The organism is Allobosea rubneri, assembly GCF_032464875.1.
GTDB classification, from domain to species: domain Bacteria; phylum Pseudomonadota; class Alphaproteobacteria; order Rhizobiales; family Beijerinckiaceae; genus Allobosea; species Allobosea rubneri.
In genome coordinates this window covers 1-14162 of sequence record NZ_JAWDID010000088.1, presented here as the reverse complement: position 1 = coordinate 14162, position 14162 = coordinate 1, and the positions used below count along the sequence as shown (strand labels likewise).

Here is a 14162-nt window from a genome sequence, read left to right as displayed (position 1 = left end):
AACGGCTGCCGCCCAAATTCTGCACGTTCTTCTTGCGGACACTTCTTGCCGCCCCCCGCTGCCGCACTTGTGACATGATGACGGTCGAGAGCGATCGGCGAAGAACGGGGCGAGAGCAGACAAGCCATGGGGCGGCGCGGATTTGCGGTTCTGGCGGGCCTGCTGCTGACGGCCGGTCTCGTCGCGCTCGGGGTCTATATCTGGAGCCAGCCGAAAACGCTGAAGCTCGCCGTCGGGCCGCTCGGCTCCGACGATGCGCGCATGGCCGCCGCCTTCGTCCAGGGCCTGAGCCGCGAAAAGAAATCGGTGCGCCTGCGCCTGATCCTGACCGAAGGGTCGGCCGAGAGTGCCCGGAAGATCGATGCCGGCGAGGTCGACCTCGCCATCGTCCGGCCCGATATCGCGCTGCCGGCCAAGGCCGACACCGCCCTGATCACGCGCCGCTCCTTTCCGTTCTTCATCACGGCGAAGACCTTACCGATCGACCGCGTCTCCGGGCTGCGCGGCAAGCGCATCGGCGTGATCCGCAATCCCGCCGAGAATATCGACCTGTTGAAGCTGGTGCTGTCGCAATACGGCGTCCAGCCCGAGGAGGTCGAGATCGTCGGGCTGACGCGGGACATGGTGATCGCCGCCGCCCGCGAGGGACGGATCGACGCCTTCTTCGCCGTCGGCGCGATCAGCGCCCGCACCGCCAATGACGCTGCCCAGCGCCTGCGCGCCGCCTTCGGCGACGAGCCCGGCATTATCCCGATCCGCGAGGCCGATGCGCTCGCGGCCCGCAACCGGGCGGTCGAGGCCGGCGAGATCGTGCGCGGTGCGCTGGGCGGCGACCCGCCCTTGCCAGCCGAGAACCTGCCGACGATCTCGATCACCTCGCGGCTGATGGCGGCGCAGTCGCTCGACGACAGCCGCGTCGCCGATCTGGTCAGCGCGGTCCTGTCGCTGCGCGTCGCGCTCGCCACCGAACTGCCGGCGATCCAGGGCTTGGAAACGCCTGCGACCGACAAGGACGCGCCGCTCGCGGTCCATAGCGGCGCCGCCGCCTTCATCGATGGCGAGCAGGAGACCTTCTTCGAGCTCTATGGCGACTGGTTCTATCTCGGCGTCATGGCGCTCTCGCTGCTCGGCTCCGGCGCGGCCGGCGTGCTCGGCATCGAAAGCGCATCCCGGCGCAAGCGGGCGATGGCGGGGCTCGGACAAATGGTCGAGCTGCTCGGCGCGGTCCGCGCCGCGCCCGACGAGACGGCGCTTGCCGGACTGGAGCGGCGGGCCGACGCCGTTCTCGCCGAAGTGGTGGCAAGCTATTCGCGGGGCGACATCGATTCCGGCGGCGTCAGTGCCTATCGCCTCGCCATGGATCAACTCGGCCGCGCCATCGTCGAACGAAGGTTCGCCCTGAGCGAGCAAGGCCCGGCCAGCTGAGCCGGCACCAGCACGGAAAAAAAACATGCCCGGATCCAAGCCGCTCGCGCGCCTCGTCATACTGCTTGCTGCCGCCCTTGCCGTCGACCTCTTGCTCGCCGGCCCCGCCGCGCTGGCGCAGCCGCAGCCGCAGCCGCAGCCGCGCGGCGGCGAGAACTGGCCGGCGGTGAAATGCGAGCGCTATCGCACGGCCTATGACGAGGCGACCCGTCGCTTCGGCACCAAGGGGCTCGGCCCGGAGTTCCTCGCCCGGCACGACGCCTTCATGGCCTCCGGCTGCCAGACGCCGCCGGATGTCTGCCCCCGCAGCACGGAAGAGCTCAACCTCGCCAACATCATGGTGATGGCCGGAATGAATGCCGGCCTGTCGAGCACCTTCATGCCCTTCGCCTGCCGGAAATAAGCCTCGGCCAAGGGTAGCCGCGGCTCGTCGAATGCACCTCGAAAGCCGCTTGCTTTTATTTCGGTGTTTTCCTAAATACCAAACATGAGCGCAGTCTTCAAAGCCCTTTCCGACCCGACGCGGCGCGAGATCCTGCGCCTGCTGCGGGAGAAGGACCTGACGGCCGGCGAGATCGCCGCCCGCTTCGAGCTCGCCAAGCCGACCCTGTCCGGCCATTTCGCGGTGCTGCGCGAGGCCAACCTGATCCAGAGCGAGAAAAGCGGCACCACCGTCACCTACCATCTGAACCTCTCCGTCCTCGAAGAAGCGATGTGCCTGTTCCTCGACCATTTCGGGCTCGTCCTGGAATCCCGGTCGCTGCCCTCCAGGCTCCAGAAGGATAAGCCATGATCCGCCATCCGCTCCTCGCAAGCCTCGGCCTGATCGGGGTCATGCTCGCCGCCTCGGCCTTCGCACTCGGCCAGATGCCGGCGGATGCGCGCATCGCGGTGCATTTCGACGTGCACGGCCGCCCGGACGGGTTCGCCGACGCCTGGATCGCCTTCCTGCTCATGCCCGGCATTGCCCTGGCGGCGACCATGCTCTTCGCCTTGCTGCCGCGGCTGGAGCCTCGCGCCGCCAATCTCGCCTGCTCGGGCAAGGCCTATGTCACGACCTGGTATGCGCTGATCCTGGTACTCGCCGCCTGCCATGCCCTGCTGGTCGGCAACGCGCTCGGCCTCGCCCCCGACGTGCCGCGTCTGACGAGCACATTGCTCGGGCTCTTCCTGATCGCCACCGGCAATGTCGCGGGCAAGGCGCGGCCGATGCTGCTGCTCGGTGTCCGGACGCCCTGGACCCTCGCCGACCGGACTGTCTGGGAAAAGACGCAGCGCTTCTACGGCCGGGCCTCCGTCGGGCTCGGCGTCGGCCTCGTCGCGCTCGCACTCGCCGGGGCGCCGCCGCTCGTGCTGGCGAGCGCCTGTCTCGGCGGGCTCGCCCTGCTCCTCGCCGGCAGCACCGGCTATTCCTATTGGCTCTCGCGACGGGTCGCGCGCAGCTGAAGCAGCCTTGCAGGTTGCCCTAACGCCCTCCAGCGTTTATGTGCAGCGCAACTAACCTCAGATTCCATTCACGCACAGGCTGCGCCGGCCGGGCTGTCCCCGCCGGCTCGCGGTCTTGAACCAAGGCCGTTTCCCGCATGTCCATGCGTAACATCGCCATCATCGCCCACGTCGACCACGGCAAGACCACGCTCGTCGACAAGCTGCTGCAGCAGTCGGGCACATACCGCGACAACCAGCGCGTGGTCGAGCGCGTGATGGACTCCAATGAGCTGGAGAAGGAACGCGGCATCACCATCCTGGCCAAGGCCACCTCCGTGGTTTGGAAGGATACCCGCATCAACATCGTCGACACCCCCGGCCACGCCGACTTCGGCGGCGAGGTCGAGCGCATCCTGAACATGGTCGACTCGGCGATCGTGCTGGTCGACGCCGCCGAAGGCCCGATGCCGCAGACCAAGTTCGTGGTCTCGAAGGCGCTGAAGCTCGGCCTCAAGCCGATCGTCGCGATCAACAAGGTCGACAAGCCCGACGCCCGCGTCCAGGAAGTCATCAACGAGGTCTTCGACCTGTTCGCGGCGCTCGACGCCAATGACGAGCAGCTCGACTTCCCGATCCTCTACGGCTCGGGCAAGCAGGGCTGGATGGCGCATGACCCCGCCGGCCCGCAGGATCAGGGCCTCGCCCCGATGTACGACCTGATCCTGAAGCACGTCCCGGAGCCGAAGGTCGAGGAAGGCCCGTTCCGGATGATCGGCACGCTGCTCGAGGCCAATCCCTATCTCGGCCGCATCATTACCGGCCGCGTCACCTCGGGCACGGCCAAGCCGAACCAGACCATCAAGGTGCTCTCCGGCGACGGCACGGTCGTCGAGACCGGCCGCATCTCGAAGATCCTCGCCTTCCGCGGGCTCGAGCGCCAGCCGATCGAAGAGGCCATCGCCGGCGACATCGTCTCGATCGCGGGTCTGGTCAAGGGCTCGGTCGCCGACACCTTCTGCGACCCGTCGGTCGAGACCCCGATCGCGGCCCAGCCGATCGACCCGCCGACCGTGTCGATGACCTTCATGGTCAACGATTCCCCGCTCGCCGGCACCGAAGGCGACAAGGTCACGACGCGCGTCATCCGCGACCGCCTGCTGAAGGAGGCCGAGGGCAATGTCGCGCTGAAGGTCGAGGAAGCCACCGACAAGGACAGCTACATCGTCTCCGGCCGCGGCGAACTCCAGCTCGCCATCCTGATCGAGACCATGCGCCGCGAGGGCTTCGAGCTCGGCGTTTCGCGCCCGCGCGTCGTGCTGAAGCGCGACGAGAGCGGCCAGCTTCTCGAGCCGATCGAAGAGGTCGTGATCGACGTCGACGAGGAGCATTCCGGCGTCGTCGTGCAGAAGATGTCCGAGCGCAAGGCCGACATGCTGGAGATGCGCCCCTCCGGTGGCAATCGCCTGCGCCTGGTCTTCCACGCTCCGACCCGCGGCCTGATCGGCTATCAGGGTGAGCTGCTGACCGACACCCGCGGCACCGCGATCATGAACCGGCTGTTCCACGACTACCTGCCCTACAAGGGCGAGATCGGCGGCCGCCGCAACGGCGTGCTGATCGCGATGGAGACCGGCGAGGCTGTGGCCTATGCGCTGTGGAACCTCGAGGATCGCGGCCCGATGATGATCGAGCCCGGCTGGAAGGTCTACCAGGGCATGATCGTCGGCGAGCACACCCGCGAGAACGATCTCGAAGTGAACGTGCTCAAGGGCAAGAAGCTCACCAACATCCGCACGACCTCGAAGGACGAGGCGGTGCGCCTGACGCCGCCGATCCGGATGACGCTGGAGCGCTCGCTGGCCTGGATCGACGATGACGAGCTCGTCGAGGTCACGCCGAAGTCGATCCGCCTGCGCAAGTCGATCCTCGACCCGAACGAGCGCAAGCGCTCGCAGAAGCAGAAGGCCGAAGTGGCCTGAGAGGCTCTGGCCTGAATCAATCCATGCACGGCCCGGGCAATCGCCCGGGCCGTTTTTTATCTGCCGCTCCGGCTTCCTCCCGAGCCGGTCGCACCGGGGCGCCGCCGGCACAGGGCCGGCCGGGACAGAGTTGCTCTCCTGGCGAATTGCCGCGATCATCTCCGGATTGCTGGTAACGAGCATCCGGCAAGGGTACTAGGCGGCCGACCGGAGCGAGGTGAGCGTCGTCTCGCGGGGTCGGGAGGCTTGCTTGTCGAGAGTCTGGAACGTCATCGCTAAGCACCGTGCCAGCCTGCAGGACCTCGGCATGGTCCTGGCCGTGGTGCTCGTCGTCACCTACGTCGCCTACGCGGTCGACATCTTCGTGACGCAAGGCAGCGTACCGGCGGCGCAGAAGGCGATCGAGCTCGACGAGGCGCTGCTGATCGGCGCGGTGCTGGCCGTCGGCCTGCTGATCTTCGCGGCGCGTCGCTATATCGAGCAGAAGCGCGAAATGGCCCGGCGCATCGCGGCCGAAGGCCGGGCCCGCGAGCTCGCCTATCAGGACCCGCTCACCGGCCTCGCCAACCGCCGCCAGTTCGAGGAGGCGCTGGCGATGGCCGCCGCCTCGCCGCCGGCACAGGGGCAGGTGCACGCGGTCTACCTGCTCGACCTCAACGGCTTCAAGCAGATCAACGACAGCTATGGCCATGGCACCGGGGACGAGGTGCTGCTGATCGTGGCGGAGCGCCTGCTGCGTTCAGTCCGGGAGGGAGACCTGGTGGCGCGTCTCGGCGGCGACGAGTTCGTGCTGCTGGCCCAGCACCTGATGGGGCTGGAGGCCAGCGCCAACATCGCGATGCGCGTCATCGACAGCCTGGCCGAACCGATCGTGATCGGCAGGGTCGAACACCGCGTCGCGACCGGCATCGGCATCGCTTTCCTGCCCGATGACGCACAGACGGCGCCCGAGGTGCTGCGCAAGGCAGATCTCGCACTCTATCGCGCCAAGGGCGAGCGCCGCTCCGCCTTCCGCTTCTTCGAGGAAGACATGGACCGCCTGGTCCGCCAGCGTCAGCAGATCGAACGCGAACTGCGCGAGGCGCTGCAACAGGATCAGATCAGGCCGCGTTTCCGCCCGTCGATCGATCTCGCCAGCGGCAGGGTGACCGGGTTCGAAGCGGTGCCGAGCTGGGTCGTCGAGGGGAGCGAGCGCTTTCCGCCTGAGCGCTTCCTGCCGGTCGCCGAGGAGACCGGGCTGATCCACCAGCTTGCCGGGCGTGTCCTCGCCATCGCCTGCCAGGCGGCGCGCGAATGGCCCGACGAGATCGTCCTGTCGGTCGACATCCTGCCCGCCCAGCTCAAGAACCGCGCGCTGAGCGACGGCGTGCTCGCGACCATCCACACGGCGGGTCTGCCGCCCTCACGGCTGGAGGTCGATATCTCGGAAAGCGCCATCGTGCATGATCTGCATGCCGCGAAAGCGGCGCTGGGCGCCCTGCGCCAGGCGGGGGTGCGGGTCGCGCTCGACAATTTCGGCACGGGCTATTCGAGCCTCTATCACATCCGGGAATTCGGCTTCGACAAGGTCAAGATCGACCGTCGCCTGATCTCCAACATGCAGGACGAGGAGGCGGCGAGCGTCGTGCGGGCGCTCGCTGGGCTGGGGCAAGGGCTGGGCGTCGCGGTCAGTGCCGACGGCATCGCTGGCTCGGCAGGCGGTGCCGCCCTGCTCGCCTCCGGCATCCGGGAAGGCCAGAGCGCGTCGCCGCTGCTGTCGGCCGATGCCGCCCGGCAGTTGGCGCGGCAGGAGCAATCCCCGGCCGGCGTGCTGTGAACGGCACCGCGGCGGTCGAGCCTCAGGTCGAGATCCTGCTGATCACCGGCCCGGCCGGGGTCGGCAAGTCGACCTTGTGCTGGGAGCTGGGCGGCCTGCTCGCCGAGGCCGGGGTCGCTCATGCGGCGATCGAGAGCGACGAACTCGACAGGGTCTTTCCCAAGCCCGACGCCGCCGCGCTATCGGCCCTGGCACCGGGCGCCCGCGATGTCAGCCAGCTCAACCTCGCCGCGCTCTGGACGACCTATCGCGCGCTCGGCCACAGCAGGCTGATCATGTCGGGCGTGATGATCCACGTCGCCTTCGACAAGCGCTGGATCCTCGCCGCGATACCGGATGCGCGGATCACGGTGGTGCGGCTGCGTGCCGGCGACGACAGCCTGCGGCAGCGCCTCGACCGGCGCGAAGCCGGGGCCGGCCGCGACGCCCAGATCGAGCGCAGCCTGAAACAGTCGAAGCGCCTGGCGGACGAGGACATTGCGGACGTCCTCGTCGTCGAGACCGATGGCCGCGCGCCGCAGGAGCTGGCGCGCGAGATCCTCGATCGGATCGGCTGGGCGCGGGCCGCCTGAGCGGCCGCCCGCCCTGCCCGGTCAGCGGCTCATCAGCAGCGGCCGCGGGCTCGCCTTCAGCAGCGACTGGGTGACGCCACCAAGGATCCATTCGCGCAGGCGCGAATGCTTGTAGGCGCCGCAGACGACGAGGTCGGCGCCGAACTCGGCCGCCGCCATCCGGATTGCCTCCGCCACGTCCTGGCCGGTCGCGAGGGCGACGTTGCGCACGCTGACCGCGGCGCCATGCCGCGACAAATGCGGCGCGAGCTCAGCGCCGGCGACGAATTTCGACAGGTCCTTCTCGCCGGTGACGGAGAGGATCTCGACCTCGGCGCCCGCCAGGAAGGGCCGTACCTCGGCCACGGCCCGGGCGGCGGTCGCGCTGCCGTCCCAGGCGATCAGGATGCGCTTGGCGGCAAAGGTCTCGACGCCCGGCGGCACGATGATCACCGGCCGGCCCGAGTCGAACAGGGCAGCCTCGATCAGGCCGCGATCGCGCTGGGCGGCGTCCTTCTCGAGATCGAGCACGCTGAGATCGTGCACGCGGGCCTGGCTCACCAGCCAGCCGCCGAGCTCGGCATAGATCAGCTCCGGCGTCTCGACCGTGGCGTTGACGCCGGCGAGCGCGGCGCTCGTCCGCGCCAGCTCGCCGAAGCGCTTCGCCAGCGAGGTGATGCGGCGGTTCTCGGGCGCGACGAAGGCGACGCCGAAATCGCCGATCAGCGTGCCCGGGATGTTGTAGCGCATCGCGGCGGCCTGCACGGTCAGATGCGCGCCGGCCTGCTGCGCGAGCGAAAGGGCATAGCCGAGCGCCGAGTCGCGCTCGCCCTCGCCTTCTTCCGTGTAAGCGGTGAAGACGCTCTTGATCATCGGGGCCATGGGTTCTCCGGCTGTTTCATGGGTTCCTGGAGCAACTCTACCCGATCATTCTGCCGCTGCTTTGCGTTCGGTCAATCGTCGCCGCGTCGTGCGCCATCCGCCCCGCGAGCATGGTGAACGCGGCCGCCCTGCGCCCGGCGCAGCCCGCGGGTCGCGAAGAGCGCGCTTGCCGGCCCGCCACGGCTCTGGTCCTGTGTGCGGCTCTCGGAGGAGGAGGACACCATGCTCACCCGCAATCTCGGCCGCTCGGGCCTGCGCGTCTCGCTCGTCGGCCTCGGCTGCAATAATTTCGGCGGCCGTATCGACCTGGACGCGACCCGCAAGGTCGTCGACGCCGCGATCGAGCACGGCATCACCCTGTTCGACACCGCCGACATCTATGGCGAGCGCGGCGGCTCCGAGACGGCTCTCGGCGAGGTCTTGGGCGCGCGCCGCAAGCAGATCGTGCTGGCGAGCAAGTTCGGCATGAACATGGACGATGAGGGCATCAAGAAGGGCGGCTCGCGCGCCTATATCATGAACGCCGTCGAGGACTCGCTGCGCCGGCTCAGGACCGACTGGCTCGACCTCTACCAGATCCACCGCTTCGACCCGCTGACGCCGATCGACGAGACGCTGCGCGCCCTCGAGGACCTGACCCGCCAGGGCAAGGTCCGCTATATCGGCTGCTCCAATTTCGCGCCCTGGCAGATGGCCGACGCCGCCTGGGCGGCGCGCGACATCAACGTCGCCGGCTTCGCCTCCTGCCAGGACGAGTACAGCCTGCTGGTGCGCGGCGCCGAGCGCGAGCTGATCCCGGCCGCCCGGCATTACGGCATGGGGCTCCTGCCCTATTTCCCGCTCGCCAACGGCGCGCTGACCGGCAAGTACAAGCGCAATGCGCCGATGCCCGAGGGCGCGAGGCTGACCAAGCTGCCGCAGCGCGCCGGCGAGATCTTCAGCGACGCCAACTGGACGCGGATCGAGAAGCTCACCGCCTTCGCCGAAGCCCGCGGCAAGACGCTGGTCGAGCTCGCCTTCTCCTGGCTCGCAGCACAGCCCGTCGTCTCGAGCGTCATCGCCGGCGCGACCCGGCCGGAGCAGGTCGCCGCCAATGTGAAGGCCGCGGAATGGGCCCTGAGCGCCGAGGAACTGGCGGAGATCGACAAGATCACGGCCTGAGCGCAGGCCATTAGTCCGTCGCGAGAACGCCTCAAAGCCGCCCAACCGGCGGTGTGAAGCATCGGCCCTGTCGCCGAAGCCGCAACGGCGCCGCGAACGCTCGGCCGCCGGAAACGGTTGTCAAATCGGCGCGCCTGAGGTTCCCTTGCGCGCCCTCTTCATGGAGTCTCCCGGTATCGTGTCGCGCATCGCCTCCCGCCTGGCGCTCGCCCTCTCGCTGCTCGCCTTGCCGGCAGCGGCGCAGGACAAGCCTGCGCCGGCTCCGGAGCCGATGCGGATCGTCCCGGTGCGCAGCGCCGAGCCAGGATGCGAGCCGCATTGCCGGGAATGGCTCTCGGCCCAGGGCGCGATCACCAACGACACGCTGGAGGAGCTGCGCCGCGCCCTTGCCGGGCTCGGCGGGCGCAAGCTGCCGATCCTGATCTATTCGACCGGCGGCACGGTCGAGGTCGCGATCGCGATGGGCGAGCTGATCCGCCAGCAGGGGCTCGACATCGCGGTGGCGCGCACCGTGCTGACCCAGCGCGACCCCAATCTCGGCACCATCGACGAGCGCAGCCCGCTCTGCTCCTCGGCCTGCACCTTCGTGCTCGCGGGCGGCGTCAGGCGCATCATCCCGCCGCAATCGCGTATCGGCGTGCACCAGCAGACCATTCTCGAGACCGAGACGACGACGGTGCGCGACTACCAGATCGTGCGCCGGCGCGAGGGCGACCGCATGGTCGAGCGGCGCGAGCTGGTCAACGAGCGCAAGGAAACCCGCACCGTCAAGCAGGAGCAGGCGACCGGCGAGATCGACGCCAAGATCGCCCGCCATCTCGACGCGATGGGGTTAGACCGCTCCTTCCTGAAGCTGACCGTGTCGACCCCGGCCGACACGATGCGCTATCTCCGCCCCGAGGAGATGCGCGCAACGACCATCGCGACGCAGCTTTCGCCGGCAGCCGCGATCTTCTCCGAACAGCGCTCGGAGGCCGCGCCCGCCCCGGCCGACCGCCGCATCGCCCCGGCGATCCTCGGCAATATCGGCTTCGGCCAGCATCGCGGCCGCGAGATCCGGCTCGAACTCGCCGTCCGCGAGGGCAGCCAGCCCGGCGAGGTCGGCCTCAGAATGCGGCTGCTCTCCGGCAATGCCCCGATCGCGACGCGGCTGCGCACGGTCACGATCGGCCTGCCCGGCGCCGCACCGATCGTCGCCAGCAATGAGGACGGCTCGCAGCCGGAAGGGCCGATGACCACCGAGATCGCGCGCGAGCAGCTCTGCCGCCTCGGCGACCTCGAACAGATCGTCCTGCGGATCGACCCGCGCGAGGACGACGCCTCGGCCAAGAGCTGGATCCAGACCGGCTCCGCCTCGGAGCTGCTGCTGGCGCCGGCGCTGCGCGCCGCGGTCTGCTGAGGCCGGCAGCCGGCAGGCATTATCGCCGGTCCCCCGGCCTGCGATCATTGTTCTCCCGGCCATCTTGCCTGCGCGCGGAACGCCGCCGATAGTCAGCCTCGCTGCTGGCAGCATGGCGGGGCTTCATCGTGTCGTTCATCGCGCAACCGGTCGTCGCCCTGTTCGTTTCGCTGGCTCTCGGCCATCTGATCGGCAAGATCAGGATCGGCTCGGTCGCGGTCGGCGGCGTCTGCGGCACGCTGTTCGTGGCATTGGCGATCGGCCAGCTCGGCGTCACCATCAGCCCGGACCTGAAGAACGTCGCCTTCGCGCTGTTCATCTACGCGCTCGGCTTCACGGCAGGACCGCAATTCTTCAACAACATCCGCGGCGGCTGGCGCTACGGCATCCTGTCCTTCGTCGAGGTCATCACGGTGCTGCTGCTGCTCGCCGCGGCGATCGTGCTGTTCGGGCTCGATGCCGGCACGGCGTCCGGGCTCTTCGCCGGCTCGGCCACCGAATCCGCGGTGCTCGGCACCGCTTCCGAGGCGATGACGCGCCTCGCCTTGCCCGCGGCCGAGATCACCCGCCTGCAAGGCAACATGGCGACCGCCTACAGCATCACCTATCTGTTCGGCCTCGTCGCAATCGTCGTCTTCACCACGCAGATCGGCCCGCTCCTGCTCGGGATCGACGTCCGCGAGGCCTCGGCGGCGCTTGCCCGCGAGCTCGGGGCCGAGGATGATACGGCCAAGGAGAACGGCGTACCGCAGATCGTCTCGCGCGGCTTCCGCGCCGGCGCGATCGGCGGTACCAGCGTCGGCGCCTTCGAGAACAGCGTCAGCGGCGCCGTGACGGTCACGCTGGTCGGGCGCGGCGGCAATTTCGAGAAGGCGACCACCGAGACGATGCTCGAGGCCGACGACATCGTGCTGGTGATCGGCCGCCGGCGTGCCGTCATCGCGATCAGCGAGCGGCTCGGCGCCGAGGTACCGCTGCCGGTCGGCGCCAATGTCCCGCTAGTCGAGCGCGAGGTGGTGCTGACCCGGCGCGAGGTCCGCGGCCGCAGGATCCGCGACCTGCGCCGGCTCGCCAGTGCCGAGCAGCGGCGCGGCGTCTTCATCTCCCGGATACGCCGGCTCGGCCAGAGCATTCCCGCCTTGCCCGGCACCATCCTGGAACAGGGCGACATCCTGACCCTCTACGGTACGGATGGCGCGATCACCCGCGCCGGTCCGGAGCTCGGCCATCTGCTGTCGCCGAATGCAGCGACCGACTTCGTCATGCTCGGCCTCGGCATCGTCGCCGGCCTGCTGCTCGGCGAGCTCAGCCTGAAGATCGGGGCGCTCAACCTCACACTCGGCACGGGCGGTGGGGCGCTGGTCTCCGGTCTGGTCTTCGGCTGGCTGCACATGCACCGGCCGCAGGGCGGCGCGATCCCGTCCGAGGCCGCGGCCTTCATGAAGGATTTCGGGCTGGCGACCTTCATCGCGGCGGTCGGGCTTTCGGTCGGGCCGGATGCCTTCGCGCTGCTCAAGCAGTACGGCCTCGTCCTGCCGGTGCTTTCGGTCCTGGTCTCGGCCCTGCCGGCGCTGGCCTCGCTCTATATCGGCCGCTATCTACTCAAGATCGAGGGGCCGATCCTGCTCGGCGCGATCGCCGGCCAGCATTGCAGCACGCCCTCGATCAGCGCCCTCGTCTCGCTCGCCGGCAATTCGATCCCGGTGATCGGCTACACCGTGACCTATGCGATCTCGAACGTGCTGCTGCCCCTGATGGGGCCGGTCGTGGTCGCCATGGCTGGGCTGATCGGCTGACCAGCCCAGCGACGACGCTAAAGTTCGCTCGGCGCCTCACTTGGCGGCGAGCAGCTCCTTGACCTGAAGCAGCACCAGCTCGTTGTCGTCCGCCTTCTTCGGGTCGCGCGACGAGGAGAACGGCAGGTTGTTGTCGTTGCCGACGACGATGATGCCGTTGGCGAGATCGACGACGTCGACGTTCTCGATGGTGAAGAACGGGAAGGGCAGCACGCCGTCGATCGCGCCCTGCTTCGCCTTCTTGTCGGGATCGGCGATCTTCATCAGGTCGACATGGCCGATGCGGCGCACGGCCTTGCCGACATTGGCGTCGTTCATCTCGATCTTGACGATGCGCTTGTGCTTGGCGAGGTCGTGGAAGCAGTCCGGACCCTTCTGGCCGGCGGCGCAGGCCTTGTCGGCGGTGCCTTCGCCATTATCGCGCTCGATGATCAGCGCCGTGGTGGCATCGATCATGTTGAAGTCGCCGATGGCGAGGCCCTTCTGCGCGAGCGGGAAGAACCAGGAGCGGCCGGTCCACTTCTCGTTCTGGACGTCGAATTCGAGGATTCGCAGCACTTCCTTGCCGTCGACCTCCTCATTGCCCTTGGTCTCGGCATTCCAGAGCGGGCCTTCGAGCAGCGGGTAAAGGAAGCGGCCGTCCGGCGACTGCGCCATGCCCTCATAGCCCTTGGAACGGCGGACATTGAACTCGACCGGCAGGTTGGGCGCGCCCGGCGTGGTCACGGCGTAATGGTCGGGCGAGCGGGCCGGCTTGCCGTCGACCAGGGTCTCGAACACCGCCTCGACCTTGCCGTTGGCGTGGACACGGATGAGGTAGGGACCGAACTCCTCGGCGATCCAGATCTTGCCGCCGATCGGCTGGATCGATTCCGGGTCGAAATCGGCGCCGGTCAGATAGCGCTTCTCGGTGCCCTCATTGGCGATGCGGAACGGCACCTTCTTGTCGGAATCGTGCAGGAAGGTGGTCGCCAGCCGCTCGATCTTGCCGCCCTCGAAATCGGCCTTGAGGCGGTGGAAGAACAGCATCGCGTCCGGCGAGTTCGCCTTGGCGCCGAAACCGTTGTCGGTCAGCACCAGGAACTCGCCATTGCCCAGCGAGCGGATGCCGGAGAAGCCCTGCACGGGCTGGCCGGCGAAGGGGGTGGAAAGGCCGGTCGGGCGGCCGACCGAGGTGCCCATAACCGTGCCGACCTGCTCGACGCGCTTGCCGGGCGTGATGAACTTGCCGGAGACCTTGAGATCGGCCGGCGCATCGGCCGGAGCCGGGATGATGGTGTTGGCCGGCAGCAAGGCGTGACCGACCAGCTTGGCCGGGAACTCCTTTTGCGCATCCTGCGCGCCAGCGAGCATGGTGGACGAGAGAAGCAGGGCGGCGGCGAGGCGCAGACGCATGGAGGACTCCGGGTTTGGGAAGAGCGGAAGGCCCCGCTTCGCGCCCGGAGTTTGCAGCCGCGCGACAGCCACGTGACGCTTGCGCGACAGTCCTCAGCCGAGCGCGGCGAACCGGCGGCCGAAGCGCCTGCCGCCATCGGCCGTCGAGACTTCGCCGACCCGCGCCAGCGAAACGAGGACGGCGCGAATGGCCGGGCGGACCTTGAGCCCCTGCCGGAACCGCAAGGCGATCGCCTCGGCATCGAGCGGCGCACCGCCCTTGGCCAGGATGGCGAGCACGGCCGCAACCCGTTCGACCGGCTGGGTGGGGAAGACCGGCCTGCCGACCGC

At 68.7% G+C, this 14162-nt stretch carries 13 protein-coding genes; 10 read left to right on the top strand and 3 right to left on the bottom strand.

Annotated features, from left to right (window positions below):
• The first annotated feature begins 126 nt into the window (after positions 1-126).
• The 7 genes from RKE40_RS28405 (at position 127) to RKE40_RS28375 (ending at position 7220) form a co-directional block, all read left to right on the top strand.
• Positions 127-1425, top strand: coding sequence for an ABC transporter substrate-binding protein (locus tag RKE40_RS28405; protein WP_316021518.1), 1299 nt, complete (start codon positions 127-129; stop codon positions 1423-1425).
• 25 nt (positions 1426-1450) lie between these two features.
• Positions 1451-1828 (top strand): hypothetical protein, encoded by a 378-nt coding sequence (locus RKE40_RS28400; RefSeq protein ID WP_316021517.1) that lies wholly within the window; start codon positions 1451-1453, stop codon positions 1826-1828.
• An 84-nt stretch (positions 1829-1912) separates the two neighbouring features.
• The gene (locus RKE40_RS28395; RefSeq protein ID WP_316021516.1) at positions 1913-2218 is read left to right on the top strand and encodes an autorepressor SdpR family transcription factor; all 306 of its coding nucleotides are present in this window, start codon (positions 1913-1915) and stop codon (positions 2216-2218) included.
• Positions 2215-2871, top strand: a complete 657-nt coding sequence (locus RKE40_RS28390) for an SdpI family protein (protein ID WP_316021515.1) — start codon at positions 2215-2217, stop codon at positions 2869-2871. Before RKE40_RS28395 ends, RKE40_RS28390 begins: the two co-directional genes overlap by 4 nt.
• A 137-nt stretch (positions 2872-3008) precedes the next feature.
• Complete coding sequence (typA, locus tag RKE40_RS28385; RefSeq protein ID WP_316021514.1) at positions 3009-4832, top strand: translational GTPase TypA; 1824 nt, start codon at positions 3009-3011, stop codon at positions 4830-4832.
• A gap of 250 nt (positions 4833-5082) precedes the next feature.
• Positions 5083-6648 carry a putative bifunctional diguanylate cyclase/phosphodiesterase gene (locus RKE40_RS28380; RefSeq protein WP_316021513.1) on the top strand — a complete coding sequence of 522 codons (1566 nt, stop codon included), beginning with the start codon at positions 5083-5085 and terminating at the stop codon, positions 6646-6648.
• On the top strand, positions 6645-7220 hold the full coding sequence (locus RKE40_RS28375; RefSeq protein WP_316021512.1) for an ATP-binding protein: 576 nt from the start codon (positions 6645-6647) through the stop codon (positions 7218-7220). The genes RKE40_RS28380 and RKE40_RS28375 overlap by 4 nt, the downstream gene beginning before the upstream one ends.
• A gap of 21 nt (positions 7221-7241) precedes the next feature.
• Here RKE40_RS28375 and RKE40_RS28370 read toward each other — a convergent pair whose 3' ends face one another.
• Positions 7242-8081: a universal stress protein gene (locus tag RKE40_RS28370; RefSeq protein WP_316021511.1), complete on the bottom strand. Its 840-nt coding sequence runs from the start codon at positions 8079-8081 to the stop codon at positions 7242-7244.
• A gap of 222 nt (positions 8082-8303) precedes the next feature.
• Here RKE40_RS28370 and RKE40_RS28365 point away from each other — a divergent pair, with 222 nt between their 5' ends.
• The 3 genes from RKE40_RS28365 (at position 8304) to aspT (ending at position 12437) form a co-directional block, all read left to right on the top strand.
• Positions 8304-9242 (top strand): aldo/keto reductase, encoded by a 939-nt coding sequence (locus RKE40_RS28365; RefSeq protein ID WP_316021510.1) that lies wholly within the window; start codon positions 8304-8306, stop codon positions 9240-9242.
• Positions 9243-9420: 178 nt separating this feature from the next.
• Positions 9421-10641: a COG3904 family protein gene (locus tag RKE40_RS28360; RefSeq protein ID WP_316021509.1), complete on the top strand. Its 1221-nt coding sequence runs from the start codon at positions 9421-9423 to the stop codon at positions 10639-10641.
• Positions 10642-10769: 128 nt separating this feature from the next.
• Positions 10770-12437 carry an aspartate-alanine antiporter gene (aspT, locus tag RKE40_RS28355; protein WP_316021508.1) on the top strand — a complete coding sequence of 556 codons (1668 nt, stop codon included), beginning with the start codon at positions 10770-10772 and terminating at the stop codon, positions 12435-12437.
• Positions 12438-12473: 36 nt separating this feature from the next.
• Here aspT and RKE40_RS28350 read toward each other — a convergent pair whose 3' ends face one another.
• Together RKE40_RS28350 and RKE40_RS28345 are read right to left on the bottom strand one after the other, a co-directional pair.
• A complete protein-coding gene (locus tag RKE40_RS28350) occupies positions 12474-13832 on the bottom strand; it encodes an esterase-like activity of phytase family protein (RefSeq protein WP_390893562.1) in 1359 nt (452 codons plus the stop codon).
• Positions 13833-13925: 93 nt separating this feature from the next.
• The coding region (locus tag RKE40_RS28345) for a hypothetical protein (RefSeq protein WP_316021507.1) at positions 13926-14162 on the bottom strand (237 nt) is incomplete at its 5' end.

What these genes read in the sequence shown, in the direction of transcription:
- RKE40_RS28405 (WP_316021518.1), top strand. Translation starts at nt 127, where the DNA reads ATGGGGCGGCGCGGATTTGCGGTTCTGGCGGGCCTGCTGCTGACGGCC.
- RKE40_RS28400 (WP_316021517.1), top strand. Translation starts at nt 1,451, where the DNA reads ATGCCCGGATCCAAGCCGCTCGCGCGCCTCGTCATACTGCTTGCTGCC.
- RKE40_RS28395 (WP_316021516.1), top strand. Translation starts at nt 1,913, where the DNA reads ATGAGCGCAGTCTTCAAAGCCCTTTCCGACCCGACGCGGCGCGAGATC.
- RKE40_RS28390 (WP_316021515.1), top strand. Translation starts at nt 2,215, where the DNA reads ATGATCCGCCATCCGCTCCTCGCAAGCCTCGGCCTGATCGGGGTCATG.
- typA (WP_316021514.1), top strand. Translation starts at nt 3,009, where the DNA reads ATGTCCATGCGTAACATCGCCATCATCGCCCACGTCGACCACGGCAAG.
- RKE40_RS28370 (WP_316021511.1), bottom strand. Translation starts at nt 8,081, where the DNA reads ATGGCCCCGATGATCAAGAGCGTCTTCACCGCTTACACGGAAGAAGGC.
- RKE40_RS28365 (WP_316021510.1), top strand. Translation starts at nt 8,304, where the DNA reads ATGCTCACCCGCAATCTCGGCCGCTCGGGCCTGCGCGTCTCGCTCGTC.
- RKE40_RS28350 (WP_390893562.1), bottom strand. Translation starts at nt 13,832, where the DNA reads ATGCGTCTGCGCCTCGCCGCCGCCCTGCTTCTCTCGTCCACCATGCTC.